This window comes from Thermovibrio ruber, from assembly GCF_055380895.1.
The window spans coordinates 57,701-83,179 of the sequence record NZ_AP042397.1 but is presented as its reverse complement, the minus strand read 5'-3'; the positions used below and the strand labels follow the sequence as shown (position 1 = coordinate 83,179).

Sequence of the window (25,479 nt, the reverse complement as noted above, 5' to 3'; positions counted from 1 at the left end):
CAGCCTCCTTGAAAGTTTTTAAACTGAAAGGAATTATAGCAGTGAAGGGGAGTTAGCCTTTAAAGTGGGAAATTACCCTTTTGGCTTCCTCAAGAATTTGACCTATAACCCAATCAGTCTTAGGCTTCCCTTTAGGGCAGTAACGTTCCTTTTCAGAGTAGAGGCAGCCGCAGTACTGCTGACGGTAAAGACCTTCGGCCTTTGAAATCTCTATCCCTTCTTTCCACCCCTCCCTGAAGTCAACGTCTAAAAACTTAACACCGAACTTCTTAGCAGCGTTTTCTGCAAGGGGAACCATTAACTCCCTCTTCTGGTATTTTGAGTAGAAGAGAGTTGAGGTGAAGGCGTCAAACTTCCCCTTTTTTGCAACGGCGGCAGCCATCTCAAGGCGCATAGAGTAGCAGACTTGACACCTGACGGGCTTTTCCTCCCTGAAGGCAACAGCCCTAAACCACCTTTCGGGCTCGTAGGTATCAAAGTAGATAACCTTGATACCCTCAATTTCCTCTAACTTTTTAACGGTTTCCATTCTTTTGACAAACTCTGTGCAGGGGTGAATGTTTGGGTTATACCAGAGGCCGACTATTTCGTAGTTCCTCTCCTTCAGCCACTTAATAGGGTAACAGGCACAGGGAGCACAGCAGATGTGGAGAAGAACTCTCACTCCTCAAGCTCCACGTCAAGGTCTGTCTTTACTTGGTTCTTTCCAGAACGCTTTGCAAGGTAAAGAGCTTTATCTGCCCTCTCAACAATTGCCGTCTCGTCAAGGCCGTCTCTCATCATGGCAAGACCGAGGCTTATCGTCACAGGTATCTGAACATCTTTATACTTGAAAAGTTGTTTCTCTACAGAACGCCTGAGCCTTTCGGCAACCCTTAAGGCTTGACTGAACGTAACGCCGGGTAAGAGAATTGCAAACTCCTCTCCACCGTAACGGGCTATAACGTCTCTGGCTCTGAGCTGACTCTTTAAAACCCTGGCAAGCTCCTGAAGAACATAGTCTCCTGCTTGATGGCCGTAGGTATCGTTTATCTTCTTAAAGTTGTCTATGTCAATCATTATCAGCGCAAAGGGGTAGTTTCTGCGGTAGAAGTCATTAACCATGTCGGAGAGAGCTCTGTCAAAGCTTGCTCTGTTTGCGACTTGAGTGAGGAAGTCAACAGTTGCCTCTTTCTCCTTTTTCTCAAGCTCCTCAGTTAACTTTTTTATCTGACTGTTGGCTTCCTCTAAACGTTTCTTAAGCTCCTCGTTCTGCTTTCTTATCTCCTTAACCTCTACAAGGACTTGACCTACCATGTCTTTAACAGAACGGTCTTCAACACTTTCCTTTATCTCTTTAAAGGACTCTTCCTTTTCTGATAGATTCCGGTTGTGTTTCTCAAGGCTTTCTATTACGCTGTCAATTTCCGAAACTATCTCTGAGGCTACCTTCTTAATAAATTCCTTCTCCTCCGGCTCCACTTCTACAAGAACGCTCTCAACTTCAGCCGTCGTCGGATATTTCTCCTTGAAAAGTCCCATTATTTCAAGGTCTGAAAGCTTTAAATCGTTCTCAATTATGTAGCAAAATATCTCAAACCAGAGGACGTAGTTCTCGGGAATCAGAGGTATGTTGTTTCTGGCAAGGAAGCGGAGCTCCTCCTTCGCAATCTCCGTTATCTTCTGAAGCTCTGAAGGAGTAAGCTTCTTCTTCTCCCTTACCTGCTTCAGCAGTTTACATTCTATTTTTCTCTTTTCCATAGCAGCTCAACCCCCGCTCCCTTAAAGCTGTTCTGAAAGGGCACACTAAGTTTAACAGATTTTATTCTAACAAAATCGGAATTCCATTTCTCAAGAATAGTTTTTAATAATTCATCTTGAAATTCTTCGATGTAAGTAAAGGTCTTCTTAGAAACATCCAAAACTGCCCTGTAGAGCTCCTGGTAGTCGACAAACTCTTTAGAGGTTACCTCAACAGTTAGCTCAATTTCCACTCCCAACTTCCTCTCTTCAGGGTAAAGACCACACTTTAAATAGAGCTTTAACCCTTCAATGAAGACCGTTCTCTCAAGTTTTCCTCTCGGTTGCAATTCTTTCCGCCTCCTCTACTAACCTTTCTAAAGCATCTTCCTGAGAGAGCTTATCTATCACCTTTCCTTTAACAAAGAGGATAAAGTAGCTACCAGCACCGGCTATTCCAACGTCGGCAAATGAAGCCTCTCCAGGGCCGTTTACGGCACACCCCATCACGGCAACTTTCAAGGGAACTTCTATGTGCTCAAGCCTCTTCTCAACCTCCTCTGCCAGCGTTTCAACGTCAACAAGGCACCTTCCGCAAGTTGGACAAGAAATAACCTCTACTCCTCTCTTCCTTAGTTCCAAAGCAGAGAGGATTTTATAGGCAATCTTTACCTCTTCCTTGGGATGGGTTGACAGGGAAATCCTCACGGTATCACCAATTCCTTCGTAGAGGAGTATTCCCACTCCCACTGCAGACTTAACTGCCCCCGAGATAAAGGTTCCGGCCTCTGTTATACCGATGTGAATAGGGTAGTCGGTCTTTTCGGCAAAGAGCTTATTGGCAATTACAGTAGTTCTCACCTCTGAACCCTTGAGGGAGAACTTGAGGTTTGTAAAGCCTATGTCTTCAAATCTCTTCGCGTAATAAAGGGCTGTCTCGACAAGGGCTTCAGATGTGGGAGCTCCATACTTGTTCAAAACGTCTTTAGGAATAGAACCTGAGTTTACTCCGACCCTTATAGAAACTCCCCTCTCTGCTGCAAGCTTTGCAATCTCTACAACCTTCCACCACTGACCTATATTTCCCGGATTTATTCTGATGCAGTCTGCTCCGTTCTCAATTGAGAGGAGAGCGAGCTTGTGGTCAAAGTGAATGTCGGCTATTAGGGGTATTGATATTTTTTTCTTTATCTCCGGTAGAGCTTCTGCGGCCTTTACAGAGGGGACGGCAACCCTTACGATTTCACAGCCGACTCTCTCAAGCTCCTTTATCTGGGCAACGGTCGTGTCAACGTCTTCTGTAAAAGTGTTTGTCATTGACTGGACTACTACAGGGTGGGAGCTCCCAATGGGAACCTTCCCTACCCAAACAGTTCTCGTCTTTCTCCTCTCTATCCAGCTCAAGGGCTTCTCCTTCTCAGAATTGGCTATATTTTAACCGGTATGAAAGATAAGGTTAAGGAAAACTTTTCAAAAGCTGCCAAAAATTACGACCGTTTTTCAGAGTTTCAGGACAGGGCTGGAAGGGAGCTCCTGAAAATCTACGCTCTTGCAGGAAGCCCTAAACCAGTTCTTGACATAGGAGCAGGAACGGGAAAACTGATTTTCGGAAAGGACGTTTTCAGTTTAGACATATCACTGAAGATGGCACAGCTCTGTAAAAAAAGAGAAAACTTTTCGGTGTGCGGCGACGGGGAGCTCCTGCCCTTTAAAGACGAGTCATTTAAAGCAGTGTTCTCAAACTTCTCACTTCAGTGGACAGACATTAAAAGGGTTTTAAACGAAACTTGTAGGATTTTAAAGGACGGTGGTAAACTCTTCTTGTCCGTTCCTGTAAGGGGAAGCCTTAAAACGGTATTCAGAGCTTGGGAAAGGGCATCAGGCTCAGTTCCGCTGTTTCAGTTTCCAGATGAAAAAGAGGTTTTTAACGCTGCAAGAGAAAGGTTTGAAATTGTTATGTTTGAAAGACTTCTGTTAGAGAAAAAGTTTAAGTCGGCAAGGGAAGCTCTAAAACGGATTACAGGTGTAGGAGCTAAAAACCCGTTTGGGAGAGCTCCCTTTAGAGAGGCAAAAAGGTTCAGGAAAATCTTAGAGGAGAACCCGAAAGTTGAATACAGGGTTCTCCTTTTAATGGCAAGGAAGCGTTAAATTTCAGCTTCCTTGTGTCTTGAAGCGTGGCACTGAATGTTTACAGCAACTGGGAGCGAAGCGATGTGGCAGGGATACCACTCAATCTTTACGTCTAACGCAGTAACCTTTCCTCCAAAACCTGAAGGGCCTATTCCAAGTTTATTTATCTCTTCCAAAAGCTCTTCTTCCAACTCTGCATAGCGAGGATCAGGGTTTCTGTGGCCTACAGGCCTTAAGATGGCTTTCTTCGCCAAGTAGGCAACTTTCTCAAAAGTTCCACCAATTCCAACTCCCACTATAATAGGTGGGCAGGGGTTTGGACCGGCATCACTAACAGATTTGAGGACAAACTTCTTAACTCCCTCTAAGCCGTCTGCAGGCTTAAGCATTGCAAGCCTGCTCATGTTCTCACTTCCACCACCCTTAGCAGCAACGGTTATTTTTACCTTATCTCCGGGAACAATTGAGTAGTGGATAACTGCAGGGGTGTTGTTCCCCGTGTTTTTCCTATCAAAGAGAGGGTCTGAAACAATAGATTTCCTCAAATACCCTTCGGTATAACCCTCAGCAACCCCCTGATTTATTGCATCCTCAAGGCTGCCACCAACAAATCTAACGTCTTGACCAACTTCAACAAATACAACGGCAAATCCCGTATCCTGACAGTAGGGGATCTCTTCTGTTGCAGCTATTTTTGCGTTTTCCTGAAGTATGTCAAACACGTTTCTCCCAACCGGGGATACTTCTCTCTTCTTTCCTTCTCTAAAAGCACTCAAAACGTCTTGAGGTAAAAAGTAGTTAGCCTCCATACACAAACGTTTAACCGTCTCTCTAACTTTATCAACGTGAATTTCCCTCATTCTTCCTCTCCTTAAAGGGGCAGTTTTTCAACGAGTTTCCTTACAGAATCTACAGATTTCCTCCAAGCCTGCCATTCCTCATCTGTTAAATCAAGTTTAATGATACCCTCAACTCCTTCTTTTCCAAGGACTATCGGCACTCCAACACAGAGACCTGAAGCCCCGTAGTATTCCCCAATCTCACCGTCTAAGTAAACGCTTGCAGAGAGGATCTTCCTCTTGTTCCAAAGAATTGCAAGAACCATTTCAAGGATTGAGGCGGCAGGGGCGTAGAAGGCACTACCGGTTTTTAAGAGCTGAACTATCTCCCCTCCGCCGAACCTGGTTCTCTCTATTACCTCCTGGAGTTCTTCATCAGAAAGGAACTTCCTAACGGGAATACCCGAGATAGTTGTATACTCTGGAAGGGGAACCATATCGTCTCCGTGGCCGCCAATTACAAAGGCCTTTATGTTCTCAACGGAAATCCCGGTTTTCTCTGAGATAAAGTAGGCAAAACGGGCAGAGTCAAGAACTCCAGCCATTCCCATAACTTTTTCTTTCGGAAACCCGGTAACCTTAAGGGCAGTATAAGTCATTGCGTCTAAAGGATTAGTAACAACTATCACGAATGCCTCTGGAGAGTACTTCTTAATCTGCTCGGAAACAGACTTAACAACTTCAAAGTTTTTAAAGAGAAGGTCATCCCTGCTCATTCCCGGCTTTCTGGGGAAACCGGCAGTTATAACCACAACGTCTGAACCTGCAGTATCCTCGTAGTTCCCGGTTCCTACAACGTGGGCATTAAAACCGAGAATCGGAGAGGCCTCCATTATGTCAAGGGCCTTACCTTTTGCAACTCCTTCGTTGATATCTATGAGAGTAATGTCTGCCGTCTCCCGCCTTGCAAGTAAGAGAGCAAGGGTTGCTCCGATGTTTCCAGCTCCAACAATTGTTATTTTTTTGCGGTCCAACGTTTCCTCCCTTAATCCTTTAGTTAGGATATTTTAACACGAATTTAACACACTCAAATTTTAAGTTGATAATGGTCAAAGCAAAGCAGAGTTCATTAAGTTTAATATTAAGGTAGAATCACTTTTAGGAGACATTATGGAAAAGTTTTTAAAAGCCCTTAAAGACTTACTAATTATGGAAAATACTCTACTAAAGAAGATGGTAAAGGAAGAGTTTATCCCAATAGACGATCTAAAGGAATTAAAGGACATACAGAAGAAAAAGAAGCCTTTTCTAAAAGAACTCTTCTCAATGGGAAAGCCACAGCTGGTAGATAGCTGGAAAGAAATAGAGGAACTTTCAATCCTCAATACAGAAAACAAAGAGCTCCTCATCAAGCTAATAGAGATATATAGATACTATTGATTGTTTGTTCTCTTTACTTTCTTTACAGCTTCCTCCTTTAAAAGGCTTTTTTATTCTCATCAGCACTCTTCTCAAGTGTATCCCAGTCTGGACAAGCCCTTACACACTCTCCGCAGTAAATACAGAGATATAGATTGTAGTGAAACTTCTTACTGCCGCCTTCTCTGTATGTAAACTGGATAGCCCCTGGAGGACAGACCATTTTAAATTTTGTGCAGAAGATACAGAGTTCTTCCTTGTAAACAATTAAACCTCTGTAGTTAGGGGGCGGAGGCAGAAACAGTAGCTATCGGGTATGCAGGGATTCTAATAAGAACAGTCTTCTTCCTTACCTCCTAATACCTTGGGTCTGGATTCTCCTTACGGAATCTAATATGGAAATTCCGTGGAGGTCACAGGAGTGAACTCCAAAAATAATGAGGTAGGACTGTCCTCGTGTAGTCAAGGGTAAGAAGAGCGCCTTACTCCCTCTCTTAACCGGAGCAATCAGCGTAGAGAGTTTCCTTAGCCCCTCAAGGAACTCCCACAGGTTTGACTTAGGTAGAACTTTAGCTCTCTCTATGTGGAAATCCTATAGTCTCCTCCTTTGAGAAAGGCTTACGTAAAAAACCTAAAATTACAGCTTAAGGAGGTAGGCAATGATAAAAAGGGCGATTTACCCGGGAACTTTTGACCCAGTAACTTTAGGACATTTAGACATTGTAAAGAGAGGGGTAGAGCTCTTCCCGGAGCTCATCGTAGGAATCGCCGAAAACCCGAAGAAAAAGCCACTCTTCTCTATTGAAGAGAGGAGAGAGATGTTCATAGAGAGCCTCAAAGAGGTTGGACTAAAAGGAAAGGTTGAAGTAAAGACCTTCAACTCACTCCTTGTTGAGTTTGCAAAGAGAGAGGGAGCAGTGGCAATACTGAGGGGAATCAGGATAGTCTCCGATATGGACCACGAGTTTACGATGGCCTCCCTCAACAGGAAGCTCTACCCAGAGATTGAAACGGTCTTCCTGATGCCTTCAGACGAATACGCCTATCTCTCCTCTTCTGCCGTAAGGGAGATTGCGTTCTACGGCGGAGACGTCTCACAGTTCGTTACCCCATTCGTAGAGAAGAAACTAAGAGAAAAGTTTGGAAGAGGATAGCGTAAATAAGTTAGAAAAAGTAGAGGAGTTCCCCTCTTTTTGAAGAGTTCTTCAATAGGAAAGGAATACAGGTTAGGGTTTTCCTTTTCAGCTCAAGGGCAAGGGTAACAAACACTCCTTACTCAAAAGGTTGACATCGTTGAACTAAGAAAACTCCCACGAAGACAGAAACTTAACGGTTTACACATACAGGGAAGAGGTGGCCGAGGAGCTCTTTTGGAAACTCTCCGGCTACCTAAGTCTCAGAGAAGTTAAAGGAGATTACAGGTTAGTGTCAAAACAGATAGTCTTTATCTCCGTCATCTCCTCAATCGCAAACTTAGGACCTTCCCTTCCGATGCCGCTCTCCTTAACTCCTCCGTAGGGCATCTGGTCAACCCTAAAGGTCGGAATCTCGTTAACCATTATGCCACCACACTCAACTTCCTCTGAAAACTTAAAGGCTGCCTTTAAGTTGCTTGTAAATATCCCGGCCTGGAGGCCGTAAGGCGAGTCGTTAACAGCCCCTATCCCCTCCTCTAAAGAGTTTACCCTGTTAACAGCTATAACGGGTCCGAAAACCTCTCCCCTAAAGAGCTTTACATCTCTAGGAACGTTAATAACAACTGTCGGCTCTATTAAGGTGTCTGAAAGCCTCTTCCCTCCGCACACAACTTCTGCTCCTTTTGAAACTGCCTCATCTATCCACTCCATAATCCTGTCGGCAGCTCCCTTATCTATAACAGGGCCGACGTCTGTCTCCTCAAGCCGAGGGTCTCCGACCTTTAATTTCTTTGTAAACTCAACCATTTCGCTGACGAAATCGTCAAACAGAGAGGAGTGAACGAAAACCCTCTGAACGGAGATGCAGACCTGACCGGCTAAGGCAAATCCTCCCCTTGCAACCTTCTCAGCTACAAGAGGGAGCTTCTCCTTCTGGTCTTTGTCTATGTAAACTCCAGCGTTTGAGCCGAGTTCCATAGCGTATTTCTTCAGCCCTCCGCGGCTCATTATTATCTTACCGGTCTGGACGCTTCCGGTAAACGTAATCATCCGAACGTTCGGGTGGCGAACGAGGGCATCTCCGGCTTCCTCTCCGTATCCCGTAACCACGCTAACGGCCTCAGGCGGGAAACCGGCTTCTATAAAGAGCTCCCCAAGCTTTATAACCGTCAGAGAGGTGTTCTCTGAGGGCTTAACTACTACAGAATTTCCAGCTGCAAGGGCAGGGGCAACCTTATGGCAGGTAAGGTTTAGCGGAAAGTTGAAAGGCGTAATACAGCCTATAACCCCTAGTGGAACTCTCCTAAAGAATCCAACCTTTCCCTTAACTCCAGGGGCAGCATCAAACCTAACCTCTTCTCCTAAAACCCTTTTAGCCTCTTCAGCAGAGAGGGTAATAGTGTTAATAGCCCTACCTACCTCTCCCATTGCCTCCTTTATAGTTTTTCCAACCTCCATAACCAAAAGCTCTGCAAACTCCCTACTCCTCTTAGAAAGGAGCCTTGCAGCCCTTTCCAAAATCCTGAACCTCTCGTAGGCAGTGAGCTCCTTCATCTTCTCAAAGCCCAACCTTGCAGACTCAACTGCAACCTCAACGTCCCTTTTATCTCCTCTTGGAATAGTTCCAACTAAGGAACCGTCGTAGGGAAAGCAAATTTCAATTTCTTCTTTCTTAAAGACCCTCTTGCCTGCAATCAACATGTATCCCTTCATCTCATACCCCTAAAATGAGTCTTGCAGCCAAGTAATCTGGAAGACCAGCCTTTAGAATACTCTTAGCTGCCACCTTCGTATCATATTCTACCCGATAGAGAGAAAACCTCTTCTCCTTCAGATTAAATACCCCAAAAGACGCCCTCGGGTCGTTGTCCCTGGGCTGTCCAACACTTCCCGGGTTTATCAGGTATCTTCCGACGTCAAAGGAGAGTGAGTAGACGCTCAATCTGTCAACGGTAGAACTAAGTAGTCTGTAGGCAGCAGGAATATGGGTATGGCCGAAGAAACAAACGTCCTTCTGCTGGGAGAGAAGAGCTCCGTAAGCATCTTTCTTACTCAGTATGTATTCCATACTTCCCGGTGACTTCGGCGTATCGTGAACGAGCTGACAACAGGGAGTTAGCTGTTGCACCCCCAGTTTCCTCAAAAACTCCCAGTTCTCGTCAGTTATCACCTCTTTAGTCCATTCAATAGCAGCCCTTGCATAGTCGTTCAGAAGGTAAACGTCAACAAAGCCTAAAAGGGCAAGCTCGTGATTTCCGAGAAGAGCAATAGAACAGTTCTCCCTAACCCAGCTAACGCACTCGTTGGGAAAGACTCCATAGCCGACGGTATCTCCCAAACACCAGACCTCATCAACTTTGAAATCCTCTATCCTCTTCTCAACAGCCTTTAAGGCATGTATATTCCCGTGAATATCAGCGATAATGGCTACCTTCATAAAACTCTCCAGAGAGGGTTAAATGTTAGAGATTTTAAAACTTCGAAACACGATAGTTAATAGAATTAGACAAACTTTCAACAAAATGGGCTACTTAGAGGTTGAAACCCCCGTTATAGTCCCCTATAGGAACCCAGACCCAAACGTTGAAAACGTTAAGGCTACCTTCCACGACTTTCAAGGAAAAGAGCACAGCTGGTTCCTCCACACGTCTCCCGAGTTCTTCATGAAAAGACTTATCTGGCACGGAGCAGAAAGGATATTCCAGATAACTAAAGTCTTCAGAGACAGAGAGATAACCCCTCTCCACAACGTAGAGTTCACAATGGTTGAGTGGTATAGAACAGGTGCTGACTACAGGACTGGAATGGAGGAAACCCTTCGTTTAGTTACTTCATGCGCAAAAACCCTCGGGTTAAAAGAAGTAGAGTTTAAGGGAAAAAGGATTAAAGTTGAAAGTCCAGAGTTTTTAACCGTTGAGGAAGCATTCAGAAAGCTTGTAGGAGTTTCACCTTTTGACAAGGAAGCAGTTAAAAGCCTTGCTAGAGAAACGGACTACGAGATGGCTTTCCTTAAACTCCTGGTAGAGAAAGTAGAACCCAAACTGGCTGAAGTTCCTCACCCGGTTGTTCTCTATGACTACCCTTCAAAGTTTGGAGCCTTTTCAAAGAGAAGAGGAAAAGTTGCTGAAAGGTTTGAACTCTACATAGGAGGCGTTGAAATAGCAAACGGCTACACGGAAATGACGGAATATGAGGAGTATAAGAGAGAGATGGAAAAGAAAGAGAGAAGTTTAGACTTAGGTTTTTTAAACCTTTTAAAGGAAAAGCCTCTACCTCACTGCGAGGGAGTTGCTTTAGGGCTTGACAGGTTAATAATGGTTCTAACTGGCAAGGAAAAGATTTTGGAGGTGATCCCCTTTACAGTTGAGGAGCTCCTTAAAGAGACCATCCTCTAACTAAGCCTAAACTTTTGCCCAAAACGTGGGTTAGAGCTCTCTCAACCACAAAGTCAACCAGCTCCTCAACACTTTTTGGCTTTCCGTAGAAGGCAGGGGAAGCTGGAAGAACTGTAGCTCCAGCATCTATTGCCTTAAGGATGTTCTCTGTGTGAATCCTATTCAATGGAGTCTCCCTGAAAACTAAAACAACCGGTCTTTTCTCTTTAAGGTTTACATCTACAGCCCTGTGAATCAGGTTTTCCGTAGCTCCGGAAACAATGTGCCCCAAAGTTCCCGCCGAACAGGGAACAACAACCATCCCTTTAACCGGGTAACTACCGCTTGAAATGGGAGCAAAAAGGTCGTCCGGCGAGTAAATTCTAACCAAGTCTTCAGGCAGAGAGGAGAGGAACTTTTCAAAGGGGAGCTCCAACTCATACTCAAAAACTCTCCTTCCCACTTCAGAAACGACCAAATCAACGGCAAAACCTTTGGAGACGAGAACCTCTAAGCATCTTTTACCATAGATGGAACCACTGGCTCCCGTTATTCCAACAACAACTCTCTCCAATCAGACCTCCACTCTAAAAGTTGAGTTATTATAAAGTTTATAAGTTAAAACGGAGGAGGAAGAGTTGAAAAAACTGATAGAGAAAGTAACAACCCTCCTTGAAGCCCTTCCCTACATCAGGGAGTTCTACGGAAAGACAGTCGTCATAAAGTACGGCGGAAACGCAATGGTTAACGAAGAACTTAAAAGGGCATTTGCCGAAGATATAGTCCTCCTTAAGTATGTCGGGATAAATCCTGTAATCGTCCATGGGGGAGGGCCTCAGATAGGGGAGCTCCTCAAAAAACTCAACATTCCCACAAAGTTTGTAGGTGGAATGAGGGTTACAGACAGGGAAACGATGAACGTTGTTGAGATGGTTCTGGTAGGGCAGGTAAACAAGGAGATAGTTAAGCTCATCAACTCCCACGGAGGAAATGCAGTAGGCCTTTCAGGAAAAGACGGAAACCTCATAATTGCAGAGAAGATTGACTCAAAGGAGTACCTCTCTCAGGTGAGAGCACCAGAAATCATTGACCTAGGTTTCGTAGGAAAGGTCAAAAAGGTTAATCCTGAAATTGTCAACAAACTCCTTGAGTCTAAATTTATTCCTGTAATAGCGCCTGTCGGAATAGGGGAAGACTATGAGGCCTACAACATAAACGCCGACTTGGTAGCTGGAGAAATGGCGGCGGCTCTAAAGGCAGAGAAACTAATAATGCTTACAGACGTTGAAGGGCTGAAGGATAAAACGGGGCAGCTAATACGCTCACTTTATCGCTCTCAGATATCCGACTTAATAGAAAAAGGGACTGTTTCAGGGGGAATGATTCCAAAAGTTAAAGCCTGCGAAATAGCTCTAACTGGCGGGGTTAAAAAAGCACATATAATTGATGGAAGGCTTAAGCACTCTATACTTTTAGAACTTTTCACACAAGAAGGTATTGGAACTGAGATTATATAAGTAAGTTCGAATATAAGCACAGGTTTAGTGTTAATCGGATTTTGATATAATTAGGTTTTGGAGTTAAAAATAGAATAAGACCTACAAATCTTTTTGGGAGGTGCCGCGATGGACTTCGTACTACTGGTATCGCGACTGCAGTTCGCGATGACAGCCTTCTTCCACTTTGTCTTCGTCCCTCTTACTTTAGGGCTGTCAACGCTATCTGCAATCATGCTTACGCTTCACTACACCACCGGTAAAGAGATTTACCGGGACATGGCAAAGTTCTGGTCAAAACTCTTTGCCATCAACTTCGCCCTTGGAGTAGCTACAGGACTTGTTCACGAGTTTGAGTTCGGTATGAACTGGTCTGTCTACTCAAGGTTCGTTGGTGACATCTTCGGAGCTCCCCTTGCAGTTGAAGGACTACTGGCGTTCTTCATGGAGTCAACCTTCATGGGAGTCTTCCTTTTTGGATGGGACAAGGTCCCGAAGGCCGTTCACCTCTTAGCAGCTTGGCTCTCATCTATCGGTTCAAACCTTTCTGCCCTATGGATTCTCGTTGCAAACGGCTGGATGCAGCACCCAGCTGGAGCTACTGTTTCCCACTTTGTAGCAGGAAAGAGGGCAGAGCTTTCAGACTGGTGGGCAGTAGTCTTTAACTCCGTTGCAGACGTTAAGTTCTGGCACACGGCAACCGCTGGAATGATTCTATCTGCAGTATTTGTCCTCTCAGTAAGTGCTTACCACCTTCTTAAGAAACAGCACGTAGAGTTCTTCAAAAAGTCTGCTTACATTGCCCTCATCTTTGGACTTATTGCTTCAATCGGTGAAATAATCATTGGAGACATTCATGCTCACGAAGTAGCAAAAACTCAACCAACAAAACTTGCAGCTATGGAAGCTCTCTGGGATACAACGAGCCATGCTAACATTCAGCTTGCAGTATGGGCTGATCAGAAAGCACAGAAAAACGTAGTTGAAATACCTCTTCCAATTCCTGGACTTTTAAGCTTCCTTGCAACCCACGACTTTAACGGAAAACTATTAGGTGCAAAAGACCTTCAGAAAATGTTTGAAGCTAAGTTTGGCCCTGGAAACTACATTCCACCTGTTAACTTCGTATTCTGGGCATTCCACATAATGGTTTACCTCGGATTCTTCTTTGTTCTCCTCTTCATCTGGGGACTTGCTAAGTATAAAAACCTTGAAAACGCTACAGGATTCCTCAAAGTTGCACTCTACTCACTGCCACTACCATACATTGCCTGCTGGTTAGGTTGGGTAACAGCTGAAGTTGGAAGGCAGCCGTGGATTGTTTACCCGCTCACAGACGACTACGGAAAGATACTCCTTCCAGAAATCGGTCTTAAGACTGCTCAGGCCGTTTCTCCACTTACAAATGTTGAAGTTGTAATAACTTACATAATCTTCCTCGCAACGTTTACAGGACTTGCCATTGCAGACTTTTACCTTCTTGCCAAGTTTGCATCCAAAGGCCCAGAAAAAGAAGCAGAACTTTACTAATGGAGGAGGTGGGCAATGCACTTTGATCTACCGACTATATGGGCGATCTTGGTTACTATCTTGATCGCCGGTTATATAGTTACAGACGGTTTTGACCTCGGAGTTGGAATACTCCACGGTTTAGTTGCAAAAACAGACATTGAGAAGAGAGTTACTATCAACGCTATCGGTCCGGTATGGGACGGAAACGAAGTTTGGTTCATCACTGCCGGTGGTGCAGCCTTTGCTGCGTTTCCTGAGCTCTACGCAGCACTCTTTAGCTCCCTCTACATCGCACTCTTCGTAGTTCTCCTTGCCCTTATCTACAGGGCTGTTTCATTTGAGTTTAGGAGTAAAGAGGAAAGCGAAGGTTGGAGGAAGTTCTGGGATCAGAGCATTTTCTGGTCTTCACTTTTAGTCGCTCTTTTAATTGGAGTTGCCGTTGGTAACATCTTAGCCGGAATTCCTATCAAGAACTCTGCAATTGAAGGCGACATGCTCCACGGATTCGTTTACGCCGAGAAGTTCCCCATCAGCTTCATCAACCTTGTTAATCCTCTTACATTCCATGGCCTCTTTGGACTTTTAGTAGGCGTAACAACTGTTCTCTTCATCATCATGCACGGCGTATCTTGGCTCATTTGGAAGACTGAAGGTTCTATCGCCGAAAGAGCAAGAAACATAGGATTGAAAGTCTGGCTTCCTTTCGTAATCATGTACGTAATCTGCACGGGTGTTGCCTACACAATTTCGTTCAAAATCGGAGACCCTTCAAAGCTTAAGTTCCTCAACCTCCCACAGGACATGATTCAACAGGTTGCCTCTATGCTTCAAGGCAACGTTCTCCCACACGCGCTCTTCAGGTTCCCAGTTATTGAGTTCATTCTCATCGTTCTTGCTGCCCTCTGTGCAGTAGGCTGGTTAATGGCCGTTAAGAACATGAAGGGTGGACAGGCGTTTTTATTCACAACCCTCACATTCCTCTTTGCAGGATTTGCCGTAATGTTTGGAGCCTACCCGTTGACAGTTCCTTCAAGCCTCGGAATTGAACATTCAATGACCATTTACAACTCATGCTCAAGTCAACTTACACTTACAGTTATGTTGATAGCAGCTATCATCTTTACACCTATTGTTATTGCCTACCAAGCATGGGTTTACAAGATGTTCCTCTACAAGATCTCTCCAGAAACTCTTAAGAAAGAGCTTGAAGAAGCTGGAGAACAATACTAAGGGAGGATGTTGCTATGTGGTTAATAATTGCTTTTATTTGGTGGATAGGAATAGCTTGGCTAACATACACACTTGCTAAGTCAAAGCTTGAAGGAGAGGGAGCTTAGGCTCCCTCTTTTTAGGGGAGAACTCCATGGCAGCAATTATCGGTCTTAAAGAAAGGTTCTTTAAAGAGAGGAAGGATTTAGTAGAAAAAGCCTTCCAGCTTAAAAGAGAAGGGAAAACGTGGGAAGAGATTGAGGAGTTTTTAAAAGAGGAGTTTAAGGAAGACTTAAGCTTCTTTAAACCCAACCTATTTACCTACTTTCTTATAGTTGGGGGAACCCTCCTTCTCCCGTTCTTATACCTCTGGAAGGTAGCCTTTGAGCCGGGAACTACAGCACACTTTCTCTCAAGGCTTATATTTATACTTGCTGCCATGTTCTCCCTTAAAGGAATAGTTGGGCATTACGTTGTAGTGTTTTTAAACAGAGACCGGTTTGAAGAGGAGCTTAAAGCCCTCAAAGCAACTATTGAAGGAGGAAAGGATGGGAACCGTAGAAAACAGCCCAATTAAGACACTTCTCCTCTACGGAGTGTTTGGAATATACATTCTCATCGTTCTCATTACATCTTTCGTTATCGTTACAAGCCAGTAAACCATTAGCCCCCTTCTCGGGGGCTTCTCCCCTCTATCAGCTTTTCAAAAACACTTGGGCTTATAGGAACTGTTTTCTCCCCCGAGTAAATCACAAACCCTTTCGGGGTTTTAGGAGGCTTTTTTAGGTTTTTTACCTTCGTGTAGTCAACAAAAACTTTTCCAGATTCCCTACCTTTACTAAAGTAAGCAGCTGCAGAAGCAGATAGGATAATGTCCTCTTCCGTTGGTTCTTCCCCTTTCTGAAGCCGTAGAATAACGTGTGAACCTGGAACTTCTTTAGCGTGGAACCATAAATCCCACGGATTTGCAAGCCTTAAAGAGAGAAATTCATTCTCATAAGCGTTTCTACCAACAATAATTTTCCTTTTAGACGGCAGAGTAAAAGTTAAAAATTTTGGAACTGCTATTTCCTTATTTCCTTTTTGTAGAAAAACTTCTAAGTCTTCAAGTTTTTCCTTAGACGCTATTGCATCTTTAAGGAGTTTTACCTTCTCAAGTTCATCTTTTAGCTCTTGAAGTCTATTTTTTGAAAACTCCAACCTTTTTAAAGCTTTACGGTATTTCCTAAAGATTTGGTTAAGGTTTTCTTTAGGAGAGAGTGAAGGGTCTAATGGAACTGCCTCCTCTTTTCCCGTTGAGAAGTCTAAAACTTTAACTTCTCTCTGGCCGGGTTTTACAAGGTGAAGGTTATACTTGAGGAGCTCCCCCCACCTTTTCCACTTCTCTGCTTCCTCTTTCTGCTTTTCAAGGTTGGAAAGCTCCCTCAATTCAGACTCAAAAGCTTCTATCTTCTTCTCAAGCCTTGAAACTATCTTCTTTTTTAAATAGGATAGCCTCTTCTTTTCAATAAGCTCTACGTAGAGCTCCCTCCAAGCCGAAGAGTAGGGAAGGGATCCTTTAAACTCTTTAAACTCCAGATAGGAAAGTGAACTGTAAGAGAACGTTGTAAGAAACTTCGGTTTACCGTTCTGGTAGTAGAGGTAAGCACTTTTTGAGTTCCTGTGGAGGTCTAAAAACCTTCTATAGGCTTCCTCTAAACTACCCAACTCTCTCATTAAGTAGGCAATCTCTTTTGCGTTAAGTGGAGAAATACCGGAAACAAACTTGTAGAGGCTCTTTTCAACGCCTTCAGGTGTGACTTTTCCAAACCGGAGCTCCTCAAAAGGCCTTTTGTCTGACGGTGGAAAAACGTAAGGGTCTCCAACTGAAAGAGGCCTTACGGAACTCTCTACGCTCCTTAAAAGGAAGGTTATCTCCCTGTTCTCGTTAAGAAGGAAAAGGTTGGCGTTTTTACCGGTAAGCTCAAAAGTAAGGAAAAGACGGGTAAACCTGTTCCCGGCCAACGGTTTTATCAGTTCAAACTCAAGAACTCTGTCAACAACGGGAAGGTAAACAGACTTAACAAAAGCTCCTTTTAATTTTGTAAGGGGCAAAAACTCGGACTTTGCAACAGGCTCGCTACTCAAAAAGAGGGCGTTTGGGTTTCCCCAGTAAAAGTTAAGGTAGAAACGGCCAATTTTAAAGGAGAGCTCCTTCTCACCCTTTAGAACCTCACCGATTCTTTCCTTTCTGAGAGTAGATTGGAGTTCCTGAGAGAGCTTCTCTATGTAGAAGTAGTCCATTAAACGGCCTCGTAGGCAGTAGTAAGGAAGGGCTGGAGCTTTGTCCTGTTACTGTAGAGGGCCCTAGCCGCCGTCCCTACAAATTTCTCCTTTAACTTAACAAACGGCTTAACAGAGGAGAAAGCCCTCCTAAAGGCGAGTTCACTAACCTTTAAAGAGGAAAGCAGGTCGTTAAACTCTTTCTCAGCTGCCCTTTTGGCCTCAAAAAGCTTCATCTGAACTCTACTCTTAACGTTAACCTCACTGTCTCCAGAGGTCTCAACGGAGATAAAAATACTCTCAGGGTAGTCTGAGAGAACCTTTGCCTGAGCTCCATCACTCTGGGTAGAGGGCATACAGCCAAAAGGCTTAACCGAAAGAACCATATGGGCCTTTTTGTAAACGACGTTGTAAACGTGTTTACCAACTTCCAAATGTCCCTCTCCACCAACGACAAAGTGGTCAAAGTAAGGTTTAGCAAGCTCTGCAAGCTCCCTCTGAGGTGGAAGGGCTTTAGGTCTAAAGGAGAAGACAGAACGGTAGATGTTATAAAGCCCCCTAAAAATTATTGCCATAGACTTAACTGCCAAAAGCCTCTTTAATCTATCTAAAGAAAAGCCCTTAACCTTCAGGTCTCTTTCTATCCTCTCTTTCTCTATAAAGAGCTGATAGTCAATCCAGCCTGCAATCGGCTCAGGCCTCACTTCTGCTCCCTCTTCCTCAAGCCACCTGTGGATGTAGTAGTTGCCGGAGCTTTCTGTAGTGTGGGCCCAGAACTCTCCGATCACGCTTACAACGGGCTTAACCCGAGTATAGTCAAACTTGAGATTTTCAAGCTCTTTTCGGAGCTCCCTCAGGAGTAGAACAGTCTCCTTAACAGAAGCTCCCTCTTTCAGAGCCCCGTAAATCCTTTTAGAAGCCAAATCTATCCAGTCGTCAACACCGCCCTTTTCAACCTCATAAGGTCTCAACTGATAGCCCAAATCCCTTATAACATCTGCAAGCAACACAGCTTTAACCAAGGCCCATATAAGCGACGGAGTAAGCTGAAAGTCTCCTTCAGAAGAGAGTTTACTCTGGTTTAAGATAGAAACCTTAAAGTTCTTAAATCCAGCCTCTTTGAGGGCGTGCCTGTATTCGGTCTCATACATTCCGAAACGGCAAGGGCCACAGGCTCCAACGGTAACAAAGAAGTATTTTTCCTCTACGTCAATTCCCTTTTTGGACTCCTCAATCAGGAACTTTAGTAAGTTTCCCACAGTGTAGTAAGTAGGGTTACACATTCCTCTGTTGCAGAACTCTCTACCAACGGCAAGAGAAGTATTATCAGGATTAGGTAAAAACTGTGCACTGTAACCTAAACTCTCAACAGCTCCCTTTATAAAAAGCTCGTGGAGAGGAGTAAGGCCACCAAAAAGTAGAGTTTTATCCATTACCGTTCTCTCCTTTCTCCTCCTTCTGCTCTGAAAAAATGTTCCTCACAGGCCTTGAAGGAACAATGGTTGCAACTGAGTGCTTGTAAATCAGCTGCTGGGTTCCTCCGTTCTCAAGGAGAATCGTAAACTGGTCAAAAAAGGTAATAACCCCCTGAAGCCTCGTTCCCTTAGCAAGGAAAACGCTAACCGGTATTCTCTCCTTCCTCAACCTGTTGAGGTAAGCATCTTGTAAGTTCATGGTTCCTCCCCTATTCAATTTATTTTACTTTTATAAATTTAGTCCTGTTCTAACTTTTTTAAGTCCTCTTTGACGATAGAAATTACCTCTTCTTCCGAAACCTCAGAGAGGTTTAACCACTTAAAGCCCTCCTCTTTTCTAAACCAGGTAAACTGACGCTTTGCAAACTCCTTTGTCCTTCTTTTTAGAGTCCTAATCGCCTCTTCAAGACTCTTTTTTCCCTTTAGGTAGTCTACCATCTCCTTATAACCAAGGGCTTGATAAGCTGTAGTATCCTCTCCGAACTGTAAGAGGTATCTGGTTTCTTCCAAAAGCCCCTTTTCAATCTGAGAGTCAACCCTTTCCTCAATTCTCCTGTATAGCTCCGGCCTATCTCTGTAGAGAAAATAGCCAAGGAAAGGGTATCTTGGCTCCTCAGACCAGACTTTGAAAGATGAAAGGGGTTTACCTGTCAACCTGTAGACCTCTAAAGCCCTAATTATCCTCTTCCTGTCCTTCTCCCCGATTATTTTGGCATAATCTGGGTCAACTGAGAGGAGCTCCCTGTAGAGAGTTTCCGTTGGAAGTTTGGAGAGTTCTTTCCTCACCTCCTCACTTGCCGGCGAGGTTTTCGGAAGACCGTAGAGGAGAGACTTTATGTAAAACCCGGTCCCTCCAACGACAATTGGGTATTTCCCTTTCTTTCTAATTTCTTCTATGGCTTTATCTGCAAGCTTTACAAAGTCTGCAACTGAGAACTTCTTAGAAGGCTCAACAACGTCAATGAGGTAGTGAGGTATCTCCTCCCTAACCTCTTTTGAGACCTTATCGGTTCCAATATCCAAACCCTTATAAACCTGCATAGAGTCGGCAGAGATTACCTCTCCGCCTATCTCCTTTGCAAGCTTTATAGAGAAGTCCGTCTTCCCGGTCGCAGTAGGCCCCGTAATAACGATTAAAGGCTTTTGAACCATTTAATATTCTCCGAGCTTCTAATTACCTATTAGTAAAATAAGAGCAATTGAATCTTTTCTAAAACCTCTTTCAAAGTATCTTCAGAAATTTTCGTTATAAAAGATGCCCTTCTAACATTCCAATTTAAACTTCTAATTTGATCTGCAAGAATGACGCCTTTTACAGGACAGTTAGCTGGCAGGAAAACTTCAAAAGGATAACCTTTCTGTTTAGATGTTATCGGACAGAACAGACCTAAGTTCGTCCTTTCATTATAAAGCTTAGGAGACAAACATAAAGCGGGTCTTTTTCCTGCTTGTTCATGTCCGGCCTGAGGCAAAAAGTGCAACCACAGAATATCTCCTCTTTCGGGAATATACTTACCACTCTTCTTTTCCAACCTTTTTACCCCAGTCAACTTCACTGTGCACATTTTTAGGCGTTATCTGCTCCAATAGTTTTTCTAACTGTCTTTTTTTGTTAGGAATAATTACCAACTTGTTATTTTCAAGCTTTAACTCCACTTCCATATTGGGAGAAAGACCAATTTCTTTAGCAAAAGCTGAAGGAATCCTTACAGCTAGACTGTTTCCCCATTTTTGAACCTTAGTAAGCATCTCATTTCTCCATCCCGATTTAGGTATAAATTATGTAGATACTTTACGGAAAACAAGAAAACAACAGCTTATTTACACGCTCCTTAAGTTTACCTGTTGGAGCAGAGGCAAAGACAATTACAGTGTTGACGTCGGCCTCCTTAAAGCTCCTGATTGCGGATTACCTCTGCTATTCCCAAAAATCTCTCCTAACGCTTATTAAAGTTTCTTAATTTAAATCTAAGTTTCTTTAAGCTGCTTCAATGAATTCTCAAGCCTCTTTAAGACTCTCTCCTTTCCAAGGAGCTCTGACAGAATCGGGAGCTCCGGGCCGCTCATCTTACCGGTTAGGCCTATCCTTATCGGCATAAAAAGGTTCTTCCCCTTAACTCCTACCTCTTTCCCGACCTCTTTAACCAACTTCTTAAAGGCTTCCTGGGAGAGCTCCCCTTCAAAATTCTCAAGTCTTGACTTAAAAACCTTAATTACCTCCAACCTCTTTTCATCCTCTGAGATAAACTCCTTTGCCTCAGGCTGAACCTCAAACTCGTCCTTCAGGAACGTTTCCATGTAGACCGGAGCATCTGAGAGGACTGTGAAGTACTCCCTCGTTACCTCAACGACCCTCTCAAGCCATCCTCTACTAAAGCCCGATAGGTCAAAACCGGCCTTCTCAAGGTAGGAAATGACTAAATCTGCTAACTTGTCAATCGGATAGCTCCTTATGTAAACCTGGTTTAACCAGTTGAGCTTTGTAGTGTCAAAGACTGCAGGAGCACTGTTAACGTCCCTTATATCAAACCTCTCTATGAGCTCCTCCATTGAGAGGACTTCTTTTCCGTCCTTTGGATACCACCCAAGGAGAGCGAGGAAGTTTGTAAAAGCCTCCGGAAGGTAACCCTTCTCCCTAAACTCCCTTACAGAGGTTGAGCCGTGGCGTTTAGAGAGTTTAGACCTGTCCTCTCCCAAAATCATCGGAAGGTGGGCAAACTGGGGAACATCAAAACCTAAAGCTCTGTAAATGAGTATCTGCTTTGGAGTGTTTGAGATGTGGTCTTCCCCTCTAATAACGTGGGTAATCTTCATCAGAGCATCGTCTATAACAACGACGAAGTTGTAAACGGGCATTCCGTTTGACCTGACAATTACAAAGTCTCCGCCGAGTTGACGGGAGTTTATCTCAATCCTTCCCTTAACAAGGTCATCAAAGGCTATAACCTCGTTTTCCGGAACTTTAAACCTTAAAACAGGCTTCCTCCCTTCTGCCCTTAGCCGCTCTTTTTCTTCTTCCGTTAAGTGTCTACACTTCCCAGTATATCTCGGGGGTTCTCCCCTCTCAAGCTGCTCTTTCCGCATTGCGTCAAGCTCTTCAGGGGTACAGAAACACTCGTAAACGAGCCCTTTCTCTTTAAGCTTTTCAATGAACTCCCTGTATATGTCAAGCCTCTCAGACTGTCTGTAGGGTCCGTAAGGTCCTCCAACGTCTGGTCCCTCGTCCCACTCTATCCCCATCCACTTAAGGGCATCATATATAACGTTAACGGCCTCTTCGTTGTGCCTCTCAATATCTGTATCCTCAACCCTTAGAACGAAAGTCCCTCTGTTGTGGCGGGCAAAAAGGTAGTTAAAGAGTGCCGTTCTTGCGTTTCCAACGTGCATAAATCCTGTAGGGCTTGGGGCAAACCTGACTCTTACGCTCATTAGAACTCCTCCTGAGTTTGTAGCAGTTGAAATTTTATAATCAATAATATGGAGGAGAAAGTTAAAAAGGCTGCTGCTTTAAAGTATGAAAGAGGGAAGGACAGAGCTCCCCGCCTCGTTGCAAAGGGAACTGGACCAATTGCCGAGAGAATTGTTGAGATTGCAAGGGAAAGCGGCGTTAAGATTTTAGAGGATAAAGAATTAGTTGAGTTTTTGGTGGCCTTAGACATAGGGCAGGAGATACCGCCGGAGCTCTACAAAGCAGTTGCAGAAGTTTTAGCCTACGTCTACAGAATTATTCACCTAAGAACTCCTTAATAATGGCCTCAGAGATTCTGTGAGGGTTAACTTCGTATTTCCCCGCTTTTATTGCCCTCTTAATCTCCTCAACCTTCTCTTTAGAAACCTTTTCAGGCTCAAGTAAGGAAATCTCCTCTGTTATCTCAACGGAAATTCCCTCAAGCCCGTGAACGTTCTTTAGCGGAACTTGTTTCTTCCCTTGAGTCTCTTTAAGCTCTCCAGAGAGGAGTTTTAGGAGCTCCGACGAAAGGCCGTTTATCTTCAACTTTAACCCTCCTGACTGTTCCAGTTAAATTATCGGAAGTTCCGGCGGTAAATTTATACCTGCGGGAGTTCTTTTAAAACCACTTCAACAATCCCCCTCAGTGTAAACTCCTCTGGAATAGTATAGCAGGAAAAACCAGCTTTCTCTATTGCCCTTTTTGTTGTCGTCCCTATCGGTATGAGCTTTACCCCTTTTAAGAGCTCCTTTGGAACTTGAGAAAGAAAAGACTTAAAGTTTGAGGGACTTGTGAAGGCAGCAAAGTCTACACCAGACTTAAAAAACTTAAGGAGCTCCTCTCTTTTACTTTCATCAGGGACAGTTTCGTAAACGATAAGCTCTTCTACTACAGCTCCTTTCTCCCTTAAAAACTTGGGGAAAACTCTACGGGCAACTTTCGGTCTGACTGTCAGAAAACGGTGTCCTGAGAGCTCTTCTCCCTTAAAGAGGTCAACTAAACCCTCTCCACTGAACTCTGAAGGAGTTAGAGGAGAAAATCCGAGCTCTTTCAACTTGTCAGCGGTTGAAGAACCTACTGCAACAACCTCACAGTTTACCCAACTTTTGGGAACTCTCTCAAAGAACCACTTTACGCCGTTCTTACTTGAGAAAACGACAAAGTCGGGGGAAAAGACCTTCACAATTAGGGGGTTAAAGTCAACGGGAACTGTCTTTATAAGGGGAAAAGAGAGGAGCTCTATCCCTCTCTCTAACAACTTTTTCTTTAACTCCTCGGGAAGTTTAGAGGAGATAAAAACCCTTACTGGCACTTGAGGAGCTCCTCTAAAATTTCCTTACCTCCTGCAGAGAGAAGCCTTTCTGCCACGGAAACGCCAATTCTGTCGGCATCGTCTAAAGAGGAGAACTTAAAAACGCCCTCTTCCTTGTGGAAAAATTTACCGTTGAGGTCTGAAATGAAAGCCCTTACGTGAACTCTATCCTCGTTGACAACTGCGTAGCAGCCTAAGGGAACCTGACATCCTCCCTCAACGGTTCTCAGGAAAGCCCTCTCAGCTGTTGCCGCAACTTCAGACTCGTAGGAGTTAACGGCCTCCCTTACTATCCTCTCAACTTCCTCGTCTCCCTCTCTTCCCTCAATTCCTAAAATTCCTTGGGAAACTGAGGGAATCATCTTATCGGGAGAGAGTATCTCATCTATCTCGTCTTCCCAGCCGAGTCTCTTAACGCCTGCAGCTGCAAGGATTATTGCGTCGTATTGTCCCTCTTTCAGCTTTCTAATCCTCGTGTCAACGTTTCCCCTTAAGTCCCTTATCTCAAGGTCTGGCCTAAGAATCCTGAGTTGAGCTTTCCTCCTTAAAGAGCTCGTTCCAACAACGGCTTTTTCCGGAAGAGTGTCCAGCGTGTATTTCCCGTTTGAGAGGAGAGCATCCCTCGGATCTTCCCTGTCTGAGAAAGCTATGAGCTTAAGTCCTTCTGGGAGTTTACTTGGAACGTCCTTAAGGCTGTGAACCGCTATATCTACCTCTCTACGGAGCATTGCTTCTTCAATCTCTTTTGTAAAGAGACCTTTGTCTCCAATTTTTGCCAGAGGAACGTCTAAAATTTTGTCTCCCTTCGTTGTTATCTTTACAAGCTCAACCTCTACATCTGGAAACTTCTTCTCTATTTGAGCCTTTACCCACTCAGACTGCCATAGGGCGAGCTTACTTTTTCTGGTTCCTATCCTTATTTTCATCTAATTACTCCTTCCCAAGCCCAAATATTTCCCTGAATATCTGAACAACCTGACTTCTGGTCTCCTCCTCTACGGCCTTTCTCTTAACGTTTGTTATCGGCTGGTGGAGAAGCTTGTTGATTATTATTCTTGTGATGTTGTCAACCTCCTGCTCCTGTTCAGGGGTTAAGCCGAGCTTTGGAAGACGCTTTGAAAGGACTTCCTTCCTTATTGACTCAGCCTTATCTTTTAACTCTGCAATAAGGGGAGCCACCTCAAGCTCCCTTAACCACTTCATAAACCTCTCTACGTAACCCTCGATTATCTTTTTGGCTACCTCTGCTTCCCTGAGCCTTTCCCTTATGTTTGCCTCAACAACCTGCTGAAGGTCGTCTATGTCGTAAACGTAAATCCCCTCATGTTCGTTTAGCGAAGGGTCTATATCCCTTGGAACGGCTATGTCTATGAGGAACATGGGACGATGTTTCCTATCCTTTATAGCAGGGAGAACGTTTTTAGGAGTTAGGACGTAGCCGGGAGCTCCGGTAGAACTGATTACTATGTCAACTATCTTTAAAACAGTTTCAAGATCCGTCAGTGGAAAAGCTTTTCCTCCGAACTCTTCTGCCAACTTCTGGGCTCTCTCAAGAGTTCTATTGACGACGAAAACCTCTGAGGCTCCGTTGGTTATGAGGTGCTTAACGGCAAGCTCTGCCATCTCTCCGGCACCGATTATTGCAACCCGCTTGCCGTGGAGCTCTCCGAATATCTTCTTGGCAAGCTCAACGGCGGCGAAGCTTATTGAAACTGCGTTCTTTGAAATTCCTGTCTCTGTTCTTACTCTTTTAGAAACCTTTAAGGCTGTCTCACAGAATCTACAGAGAACAGTCCCGACTGTCCCAAGCTCCTTTGCCAATGAGAAGGCGTCTTTAAACTGGCCGACTATCTGAGGTTCTCCGACGACCATTGAGTCAAGACTTGAGGCAACGTAGAACCCGTGACGAACGGCATCTTTATCAATTTTCCTGTAGAAGCTCTTGTTTATCAGGTCTAAGTCGGCTCTCTTCTCCTCAAGGAGAAAGTTCATCACCTCCTTAAAGGGAGTTTCAGTCCTGGTAGTAAAGTAGATTTCAACCCTGTTACAGGTTGAGAGGATTAAACTCTCCTCTACAGAGGAAAGGGAATTGAGTTTTAAGAGGGCTCTCTCTATCTCTTCACCTTTAAAAGAGAAGCGCTCCCTTACAGAGACTGGAGCCGTTTTGTGGCTTACCCCCAAACAACACAGCTTTAACTCTCCCATCA

General features: G+C 44.2%; 30 protein-coding genes. 9 read left to right on the top strand and 21 right to left on the bottom strand.

Going from position 1 to position 25,479, the window contains the following annotated elements:
• Positions 1-52: 52 nt before the first annotated feature.
• The 4 genes from ACZ424_RS00455 to ispG are packed head-to-tail and all read right to left on the bottom strand — an operon-like array spanning position 53 to position 3,123.
• Complete coding sequence (locus ACZ424_RS00455; RefSeq protein ID WP_464904553.1) at positions 53-664, bottom strand: epoxyqueuosine reductase QueH; 612 nt, start codon at positions 662-664, stop codon at positions 53-55.
• Positions 661-1,740, bottom strand: coding sequence for a GGDEF domain-containing protein (locus ACZ424_RS00450; RefSeq protein ID WP_464904552.1), 1,080 nt, complete (start codon positions 1,738-1,740; stop codon positions 661-663). The genes ACZ424_RS00455 and ACZ424_RS00450 overlap by 4 nt, the downstream gene beginning before the upstream one ends.
• Positions 1,722-2,069 (bottom strand): dihydroneopterin aldolase, encoded by a 348-nt coding sequence (locus tag ACZ424_RS00445; RefSeq protein WP_464904551.1) that lies wholly within the window; start codon positions 2,067-2,069, stop codon positions 1,722-1,724. Before ACZ424_RS00445 ends, ACZ424_RS00450 begins: the two co-directional genes overlap by 19 nt.
• Positions 2,047-3,123: a flavodoxin-dependent (E)-4-hydroxy-3-methylbut-2-enyl-diphosphate synthase gene (gene ispG / locus ACZ424_RS00440; RefSeq protein WP_464904550.1), complete on the bottom strand. Its 1,077-nt coding sequence runs from the start codon at positions 3,121-3,123 to the stop codon at positions 2,047-2,049. The genes ACZ424_RS00445 and ispG overlap by 23 nt, the downstream gene beginning before the upstream one ends.
• A 39-nt stretch (positions 3,124-3,162) precedes the next feature.
• On the opposite strand from ispG, the gene ACZ424_RS00435 reads away from it, so the two are divergent.
• The gene (locus ACZ424_RS00435; protein WP_464904549.1) at positions 3,163-3,867 is read left to right on the top strand and encodes a methyltransferase domain-containing protein; all 705 of its coding nucleotides are present in this window, start codon (positions 3,163-3,165) and stop codon (positions 3,865-3,867) included.
• On the opposite strand, the gene ACZ424_RS00430 is transcribed toward ACZ424_RS00435, so the two are convergent.
• Positions 3,864-4,709: a fumarate hydratase gene (locus ACZ424_RS00430; protein ID WP_464904548.1), complete on the bottom strand. Its 846-nt coding sequence runs from the start codon at positions 4,707-4,709 to the stop codon at positions 3,864-3,866. The genes ACZ424_RS00435 and ACZ424_RS00430 overlap by 4 nt on opposite strands.
• Positions 4,710-4,720: 11 nt before the next feature.
• A complete protein-coding gene (gene mdh, locus ACZ424_RS00425; protein ID WP_464904547.1) occupies positions 4,721-5,662 on the bottom strand; it encodes a malate dehydrogenase in 942 nt (313 codons plus the stop codon).
• A gap of 136 nt (positions 5,663-5,798) precedes the next feature.
• Between mdh and ACZ424_RS00420 the strand changes: the two genes are divergently transcribed.
• Positions 5,799-6,068 carry a hypothetical protein gene (locus tag ACZ424_RS00420; protein ID WP_464904546.1) on the top strand — a complete coding sequence of 90 codons (270 nt, stop codon included), beginning with the start codon at positions 5,799-5,801 and terminating at the stop codon, positions 6,066-6,068.
• Positions 6,069-6,105: 37 nt separating this feature from the next.
• Here ACZ424_RS00420 and ACZ424_RS00415 read toward each other — a convergent pair whose 3' ends face one another.
• Positions 6,106-6,270: a 4Fe-4S dicluster domain-containing protein gene (locus ACZ424_RS00415; protein WP_464904545.1), complete on the bottom strand. Its 165-nt coding sequence runs from the start codon at positions 6,268-6,270 to the stop codon at positions 6,106-6,108.
• 436 nt (positions 6,271-6,706) lie between these two features.
• Here ACZ424_RS00415 and coaD point away from each other — a divergent pair, with 436 nt between their 5' ends.
• Complete coding sequence (gene coaD / locus ACZ424_RS00410) at positions 6,707-7,201, top strand: pantetheine-phosphate adenylyltransferase (RefSeq protein WP_464904544.1); 495 nt, start codon at positions 6,707-6,709, stop codon at positions 7,199-7,201.
• A 261-nt stretch (positions 7,202-7,462) separates the two neighbouring features.
• Here coaD and ACZ424_RS00405 read toward each other — a convergent pair whose 3' ends face one another.
• On the bottom strand, positions 7,463-8,896 hold the full coding sequence (locus tag ACZ424_RS00405; RefSeq protein ID WP_464904543.1) for an aldehyde dehydrogenase family protein: 1,434 nt from the start codon (positions 8,894-8,896) through the stop codon (positions 7,463-7,465).
• A gap of 1 nt (position 8,897) precedes the next feature.
• A complete protein-coding gene (locus ACZ424_RS00400; RefSeq protein ID WP_464904542.1) occupies positions 8,898-9,620 on the bottom strand; it encodes a metallophosphoesterase family protein in 723 nt (240 codons plus the stop codon).
• Between the two features lie 22 nt (positions 9,621-9,642).
• On the opposite strand from ACZ424_RS00400, the gene ACZ424_RS00395 reads away from it, so the two are divergent.
• Positions 9,643-10,578 (top strand): amino acid--tRNA ligase-related protein, encoded by a 936-nt coding sequence (locus tag ACZ424_RS00395; RefSeq protein WP_464904541.1) that lies wholly within the window; start codon positions 9,643-9,645, stop codon positions 10,576-10,578.
• Here ACZ424_RS00395 and ACZ424_RS00390 read toward each other — a convergent pair.
• The gene (locus ACZ424_RS00390; RefSeq protein ID WP_464904540.1) at positions 10,559-11,131 is read right to left on the bottom strand and encodes a UbiX family flavin prenyltransferase; all 573 of its coding nucleotides are present in this window, start codon (positions 11,129-11,131) and stop codon (positions 10,559-10,561) included. The two genes, ACZ424_RS00395 and ACZ424_RS00390, sit on opposite strands and share 20 nt — an antisense overlap.
• Positions 11,132-11,195: 64 nt before the next feature.
• On the opposite strand from ACZ424_RS00390, the gene argB reads away from it, so the two are divergent.
• The 4 genes from argB to ACZ424_RS00370 all read left to right on the top strand — a co-directional run bounded on the left by argB (position 11,196) and on the right by ACZ424_RS00370 (position 15,351).
• Entirely contained in the window at positions 11,196-12,074 is an 879-nt protein-coding gene (gene argB, locus ACZ424_RS00385) for an acetylglutamate kinase (RefSeq protein WP_464904539.1), read from the top strand.
• A gap of 108 nt (positions 12,075-12,182) precedes the next feature.
• A complete protein-coding gene (locus ACZ424_RS00380) occupies positions 12,183-13,583 on the top strand; it encodes a cytochrome ubiquinol oxidase subunit I (protein WP_464904538.1) in 1,401 nt (466 codons plus the stop codon).
• A 15-nt stretch (positions 13,584-13,598) separates the two neighbouring features.
• Positions 13,599-14,795 (top strand): cytochrome d ubiquinol oxidase subunit II, encoded by a 1,197-nt coding sequence (gene cydB / locus ACZ424_RS00375; protein WP_464904537.1) that lies wholly within the window; start codon positions 13,599-13,601, stop codon positions 14,793-14,795.
• Positions 14,796-14,928: 133 nt separating this feature from the next.
• The gene (locus ACZ424_RS00370) at positions 14,929-15,351 is read left to right on the top strand and encodes a hypothetical protein (protein WP_464904536.1); all 423 of its coding nucleotides are present in this window, start codon (positions 14,929-14,931) and stop codon (positions 15,349-15,351) included.
• Between the two features lie 86 nt (positions 15,352-15,437).
• Here ACZ424_RS00370 and ACZ424_RS00365 read toward each other — a convergent pair whose 3' ends face one another.
• The 7 genes from ACZ424_RS00365 to gltX all read right to left on the bottom strand — a co-directional run bounded on the left by ACZ424_RS00365 (position 15,438) and on the right by gltX (position 21,940).
• On the bottom strand, positions 15,438-17,057 hold the full coding sequence (locus tag ACZ424_RS00365; protein WP_464904535.1) for an Rqc2 family fibronectin-binding protein: 1,620 nt from the start codon (positions 17,055-17,057) through the stop codon (positions 15,438-15,440).
• A complete protein-coding gene (locus ACZ424_RS00360; protein WP_464904534.1) occupies positions 17,057-18,469 on the bottom strand; it encodes a hypothetical protein in 1,413 nt (470 codons plus the stop codon). Before ACZ424_RS00360 ends, ACZ424_RS00365 begins: the two co-directional genes overlap by 1 nt.
• The gene (gene hfq / locus ACZ424_RS00355) at positions 18,462-18,710 is read right to left on the bottom strand and encodes an RNA chaperone Hfq (RefSeq protein ID WP_464904533.1); all 249 of its coding nucleotides are present in this window, start codon (positions 18,708-18,710) and stop codon (positions 18,462-18,464) included. Before hfq ends, ACZ424_RS00360 begins: the two co-directional genes overlap by 8 nt.
• Positions 18,711-18,748: 38 nt before the next feature.
• Positions 18,749-19,663 (bottom strand): tRNA (adenosine(37)-N6)-dimethylallyltransferase MiaA, encoded by a 915-nt coding sequence (gene miaA, locus ACZ424_RS00350; protein WP_464904532.1) that lies wholly within the window; start codon positions 19,661-19,663, stop codon positions 18,749-18,751.
• Positions 19,664-19,692: 29 nt separating this feature from the next.
• On the bottom strand, positions 19,693-20,043 hold the full coding sequence (mazF, locus tag ACZ424_RS00345; protein ID WP_464904531.1) for an endoribonuclease MazF: 351 nt from the start codon (positions 20,041-20,043) through the stop codon (positions 19,693-19,695).
• Entirely contained in the window at positions 20,024-20,260 is a 237-nt protein-coding gene (locus tag ACZ424_RS00340; protein WP_464904530.1) for an AbrB/MazE/SpoVT family DNA-binding domain-containing protein, read from the bottom strand. The genes mazF and ACZ424_RS00340 overlap by 20 nt, the downstream gene beginning before the upstream one ends.
• Before the next feature lie 219 nt (positions 20,261-20,479).
• Complete coding sequence (gltX, locus tag ACZ424_RS00335) at positions 20,480-21,940, bottom strand: glutamate--tRNA ligase (protein WP_464904529.1); 1,461 nt, start codon at positions 21,938-21,940, stop codon at positions 20,480-20,482.
• A gap of 48 nt (positions 21,941-21,988) precedes the next feature.
• Between gltX and ACZ424_RS00330 the strand changes: the two genes are divergently transcribed.
• Positions 21,989-22,258, top strand: a complete 270-nt coding sequence (locus ACZ424_RS00330; protein WP_464904528.1) for an EscU/YscU/HrcU family type III secretion system export apparatus switch protein — start codon at positions 21,989-21,991, stop codon at positions 22,256-22,258.
• On the opposite strand, the gene ACZ424_RS00325 is transcribed toward ACZ424_RS00330, so the two are convergent.
• Genes ACZ424_RS00325 through hemA form a run of 4 tightly spaced genes read right to left on the bottom strand, consistent with a single transcriptional unit; the run spans position 22,236 to position 25,477 of the window.
• The gene (locus ACZ424_RS00325) at positions 22,236-22,505 is read right to left on the bottom strand and encodes a flagellar biosynthesis anti-sigma factor FlgM (RefSeq protein ID WP_464904527.1); all 270 of its coding nucleotides are present in this window, start codon (positions 22,503-22,505) and stop codon (positions 22,236-22,238) included. The genes ACZ424_RS00330 and ACZ424_RS00325 overlap by 23 nt on opposite strands.
• Before the next feature lie 53 nt (positions 22,506-22,558).
• Complete coding sequence (locus ACZ424_RS00320; protein ID WP_464904526.1) at positions 22,559-23,272, bottom strand: uroporphyrinogen-III synthase; 714 nt, start codon at positions 23,270-23,272, stop codon at positions 22,559-22,561.
• Entirely contained in the window at positions 23,263-24,198 is a 936-nt protein-coding gene (gene hemC / locus ACZ424_RS00315; RefSeq protein WP_464904525.1) for a hydroxymethylbilane synthase, read from the bottom strand. The genes ACZ424_RS00320 and hemC overlap by 10 nt, the downstream gene beginning before the upstream one ends.
• Positions 24,199-24,202: 4 nt before the next feature.
• The gene (gene hemA / locus ACZ424_RS00310; protein ID WP_464904524.1) at positions 24,203-25,477 is read right to left on the bottom strand and encodes a glutamyl-tRNA reductase; all 1,275 of its coding nucleotides are present in this window, start codon (positions 25,475-25,477) and stop codon (positions 24,203-24,205) included.
• Between the last annotated feature and the right edge of the window lie 2 nt (positions 25,478-25,479).

Bases quoted from the DNA above. Each gene is read 5' to 3' on its own strand.
- ACZ424_RS00450 (WP_464904552.1), bottom strand. From the start codon at position 1,740: ATGGAAAAGAGAAAAATAGAATGTAAACTGCTGAAGCAGGTAAGGGAG.
- ACZ424_RS00435 (WP_464904549.1), top strand. From the start codon at position 3,163: ATGAAAGATAAGGTTAAGGAAAACTTTTCAAAAGCTGCCAAAAATTAC.
- ACZ424_RS00430 (WP_464904548.1), bottom strand. From the start codon at position 4,709: ATGAGGGAAATTCACGTTGATAAAGTTAGAGAGACGGTTAAACGTTTG.
- ACZ424_RS00420 (WP_464904546.1), top strand. From the start codon at position 5,799: ATGGAAAAGTTTTTAAAAGCCCTTAAAGACTTACTAATTATGGAAAAT.
- ACZ424_RS00415 (WP_464904545.1), bottom strand. From the start codon at position 6,270: ATGGTCTGTCCTCCAGGGGCTATCCAGTTTACATACAGAGAAGGCGGC.
- coaD (WP_464904544.1), top strand. From the start codon at position 6,707: ATGATAAAAAGGGCGATTTACCCGGGAACTTTTGACCCAGTAACTTTA.
- ACZ424_RS00405 (WP_464904543.1), bottom strand. From the start codon at position 8,896: ATGAAGGGATACATGTTGATTGCAGGCAAGAGGGTCTTTAAGAAAGAA.
- ACZ424_RS00400 (WP_464904542.1), bottom strand. From the start codon at position 9,620: ATGAAGGTAGCCATTATCGCTGATATTCACGGGAATATACATGCCTTA.
- ACZ424_RS00395 (WP_464904541.1), top strand. From the start codon at position 9,643: ATGTTAGAGATTTTAAAACTTCGAAACACGATAGTTAATAGAATTAGA.
- ACZ424_RS00380 (WP_464904538.1), top strand. From the start codon at position 12,183: ATGGACTTCGTACTACTGGTATCGCGACTGCAGTTCGCGATGACAGCC.
- cydB (WP_464904537.1), top strand. From the start codon at position 13,599: ATGCACTTTGATCTACCGACTATATGGGCGATCTTGGTTACTATCTTG.
- ACZ424_RS00370 (WP_464904536.1), top strand. From the start codon at position 14,929: ATGGCAGCAATTATCGGTCTTAAAGAAAGGTTCTTTAAAGAGAGGAAG.
- ACZ424_RS00365 (WP_464904535.1), bottom strand. From the start codon at position 17,057: ATGGACTACTTCTACATAGAGAAGCTCTCTCAGGAACTCCAATCTACT.
- ACZ424_RS00360 (WP_464904534.1), bottom strand. From the start codon at position 18,469: ATGGATAAAACTCTACTTTTTGGTGGCCTTACTCCTCTCCACGAGCTT.
- hfq (WP_464904533.1), bottom strand. From the start codon at position 18,710: ATGAACTTACAAGATGCTTACCTCAACAGGTTGAGGAAGGAGAGAATA.
- miaA (WP_464904532.1), bottom strand. From the start codon at position 19,663: ATGGTTCAAAAGCCTTTAATCGTTATTACGGGGCCTACTGCGACCGGG.
- ACZ424_RS00340 (WP_464904530.1), bottom strand. From the start codon at position 20,260: ATGCTTACTAAGGTTCAAAAATGGGGAAACAGTCTAGCTGTAAGGATT.
- gltX (WP_464904529.1), bottom strand. From the start codon at position 21,940: ATGAGCGTAAGAGTCAGGTTTGCCCCAAGCCCTACAGGATTTATGCAC.
- ACZ424_RS00330 (WP_464904528.1), top strand. From the start codon at position 21,989: ATGGAGGAGAAAGTTAAAAAGGCTGCTGCTTTAAAGTATGAAAGAGGG.
- hemC (WP_464904525.1), bottom strand. From the start codon at position 24,198: ATGAAAATAAGGATAGGAACCAGAAAAAGTAAGCTCGCCCTATGGCAG.
- hemA (WP_464904524.1), bottom strand. From the start codon at position 25,477: ATGGGAGAGTTAAAGCTGTGTTGTTTGGGGGTAAGCCACAAAACGGCT.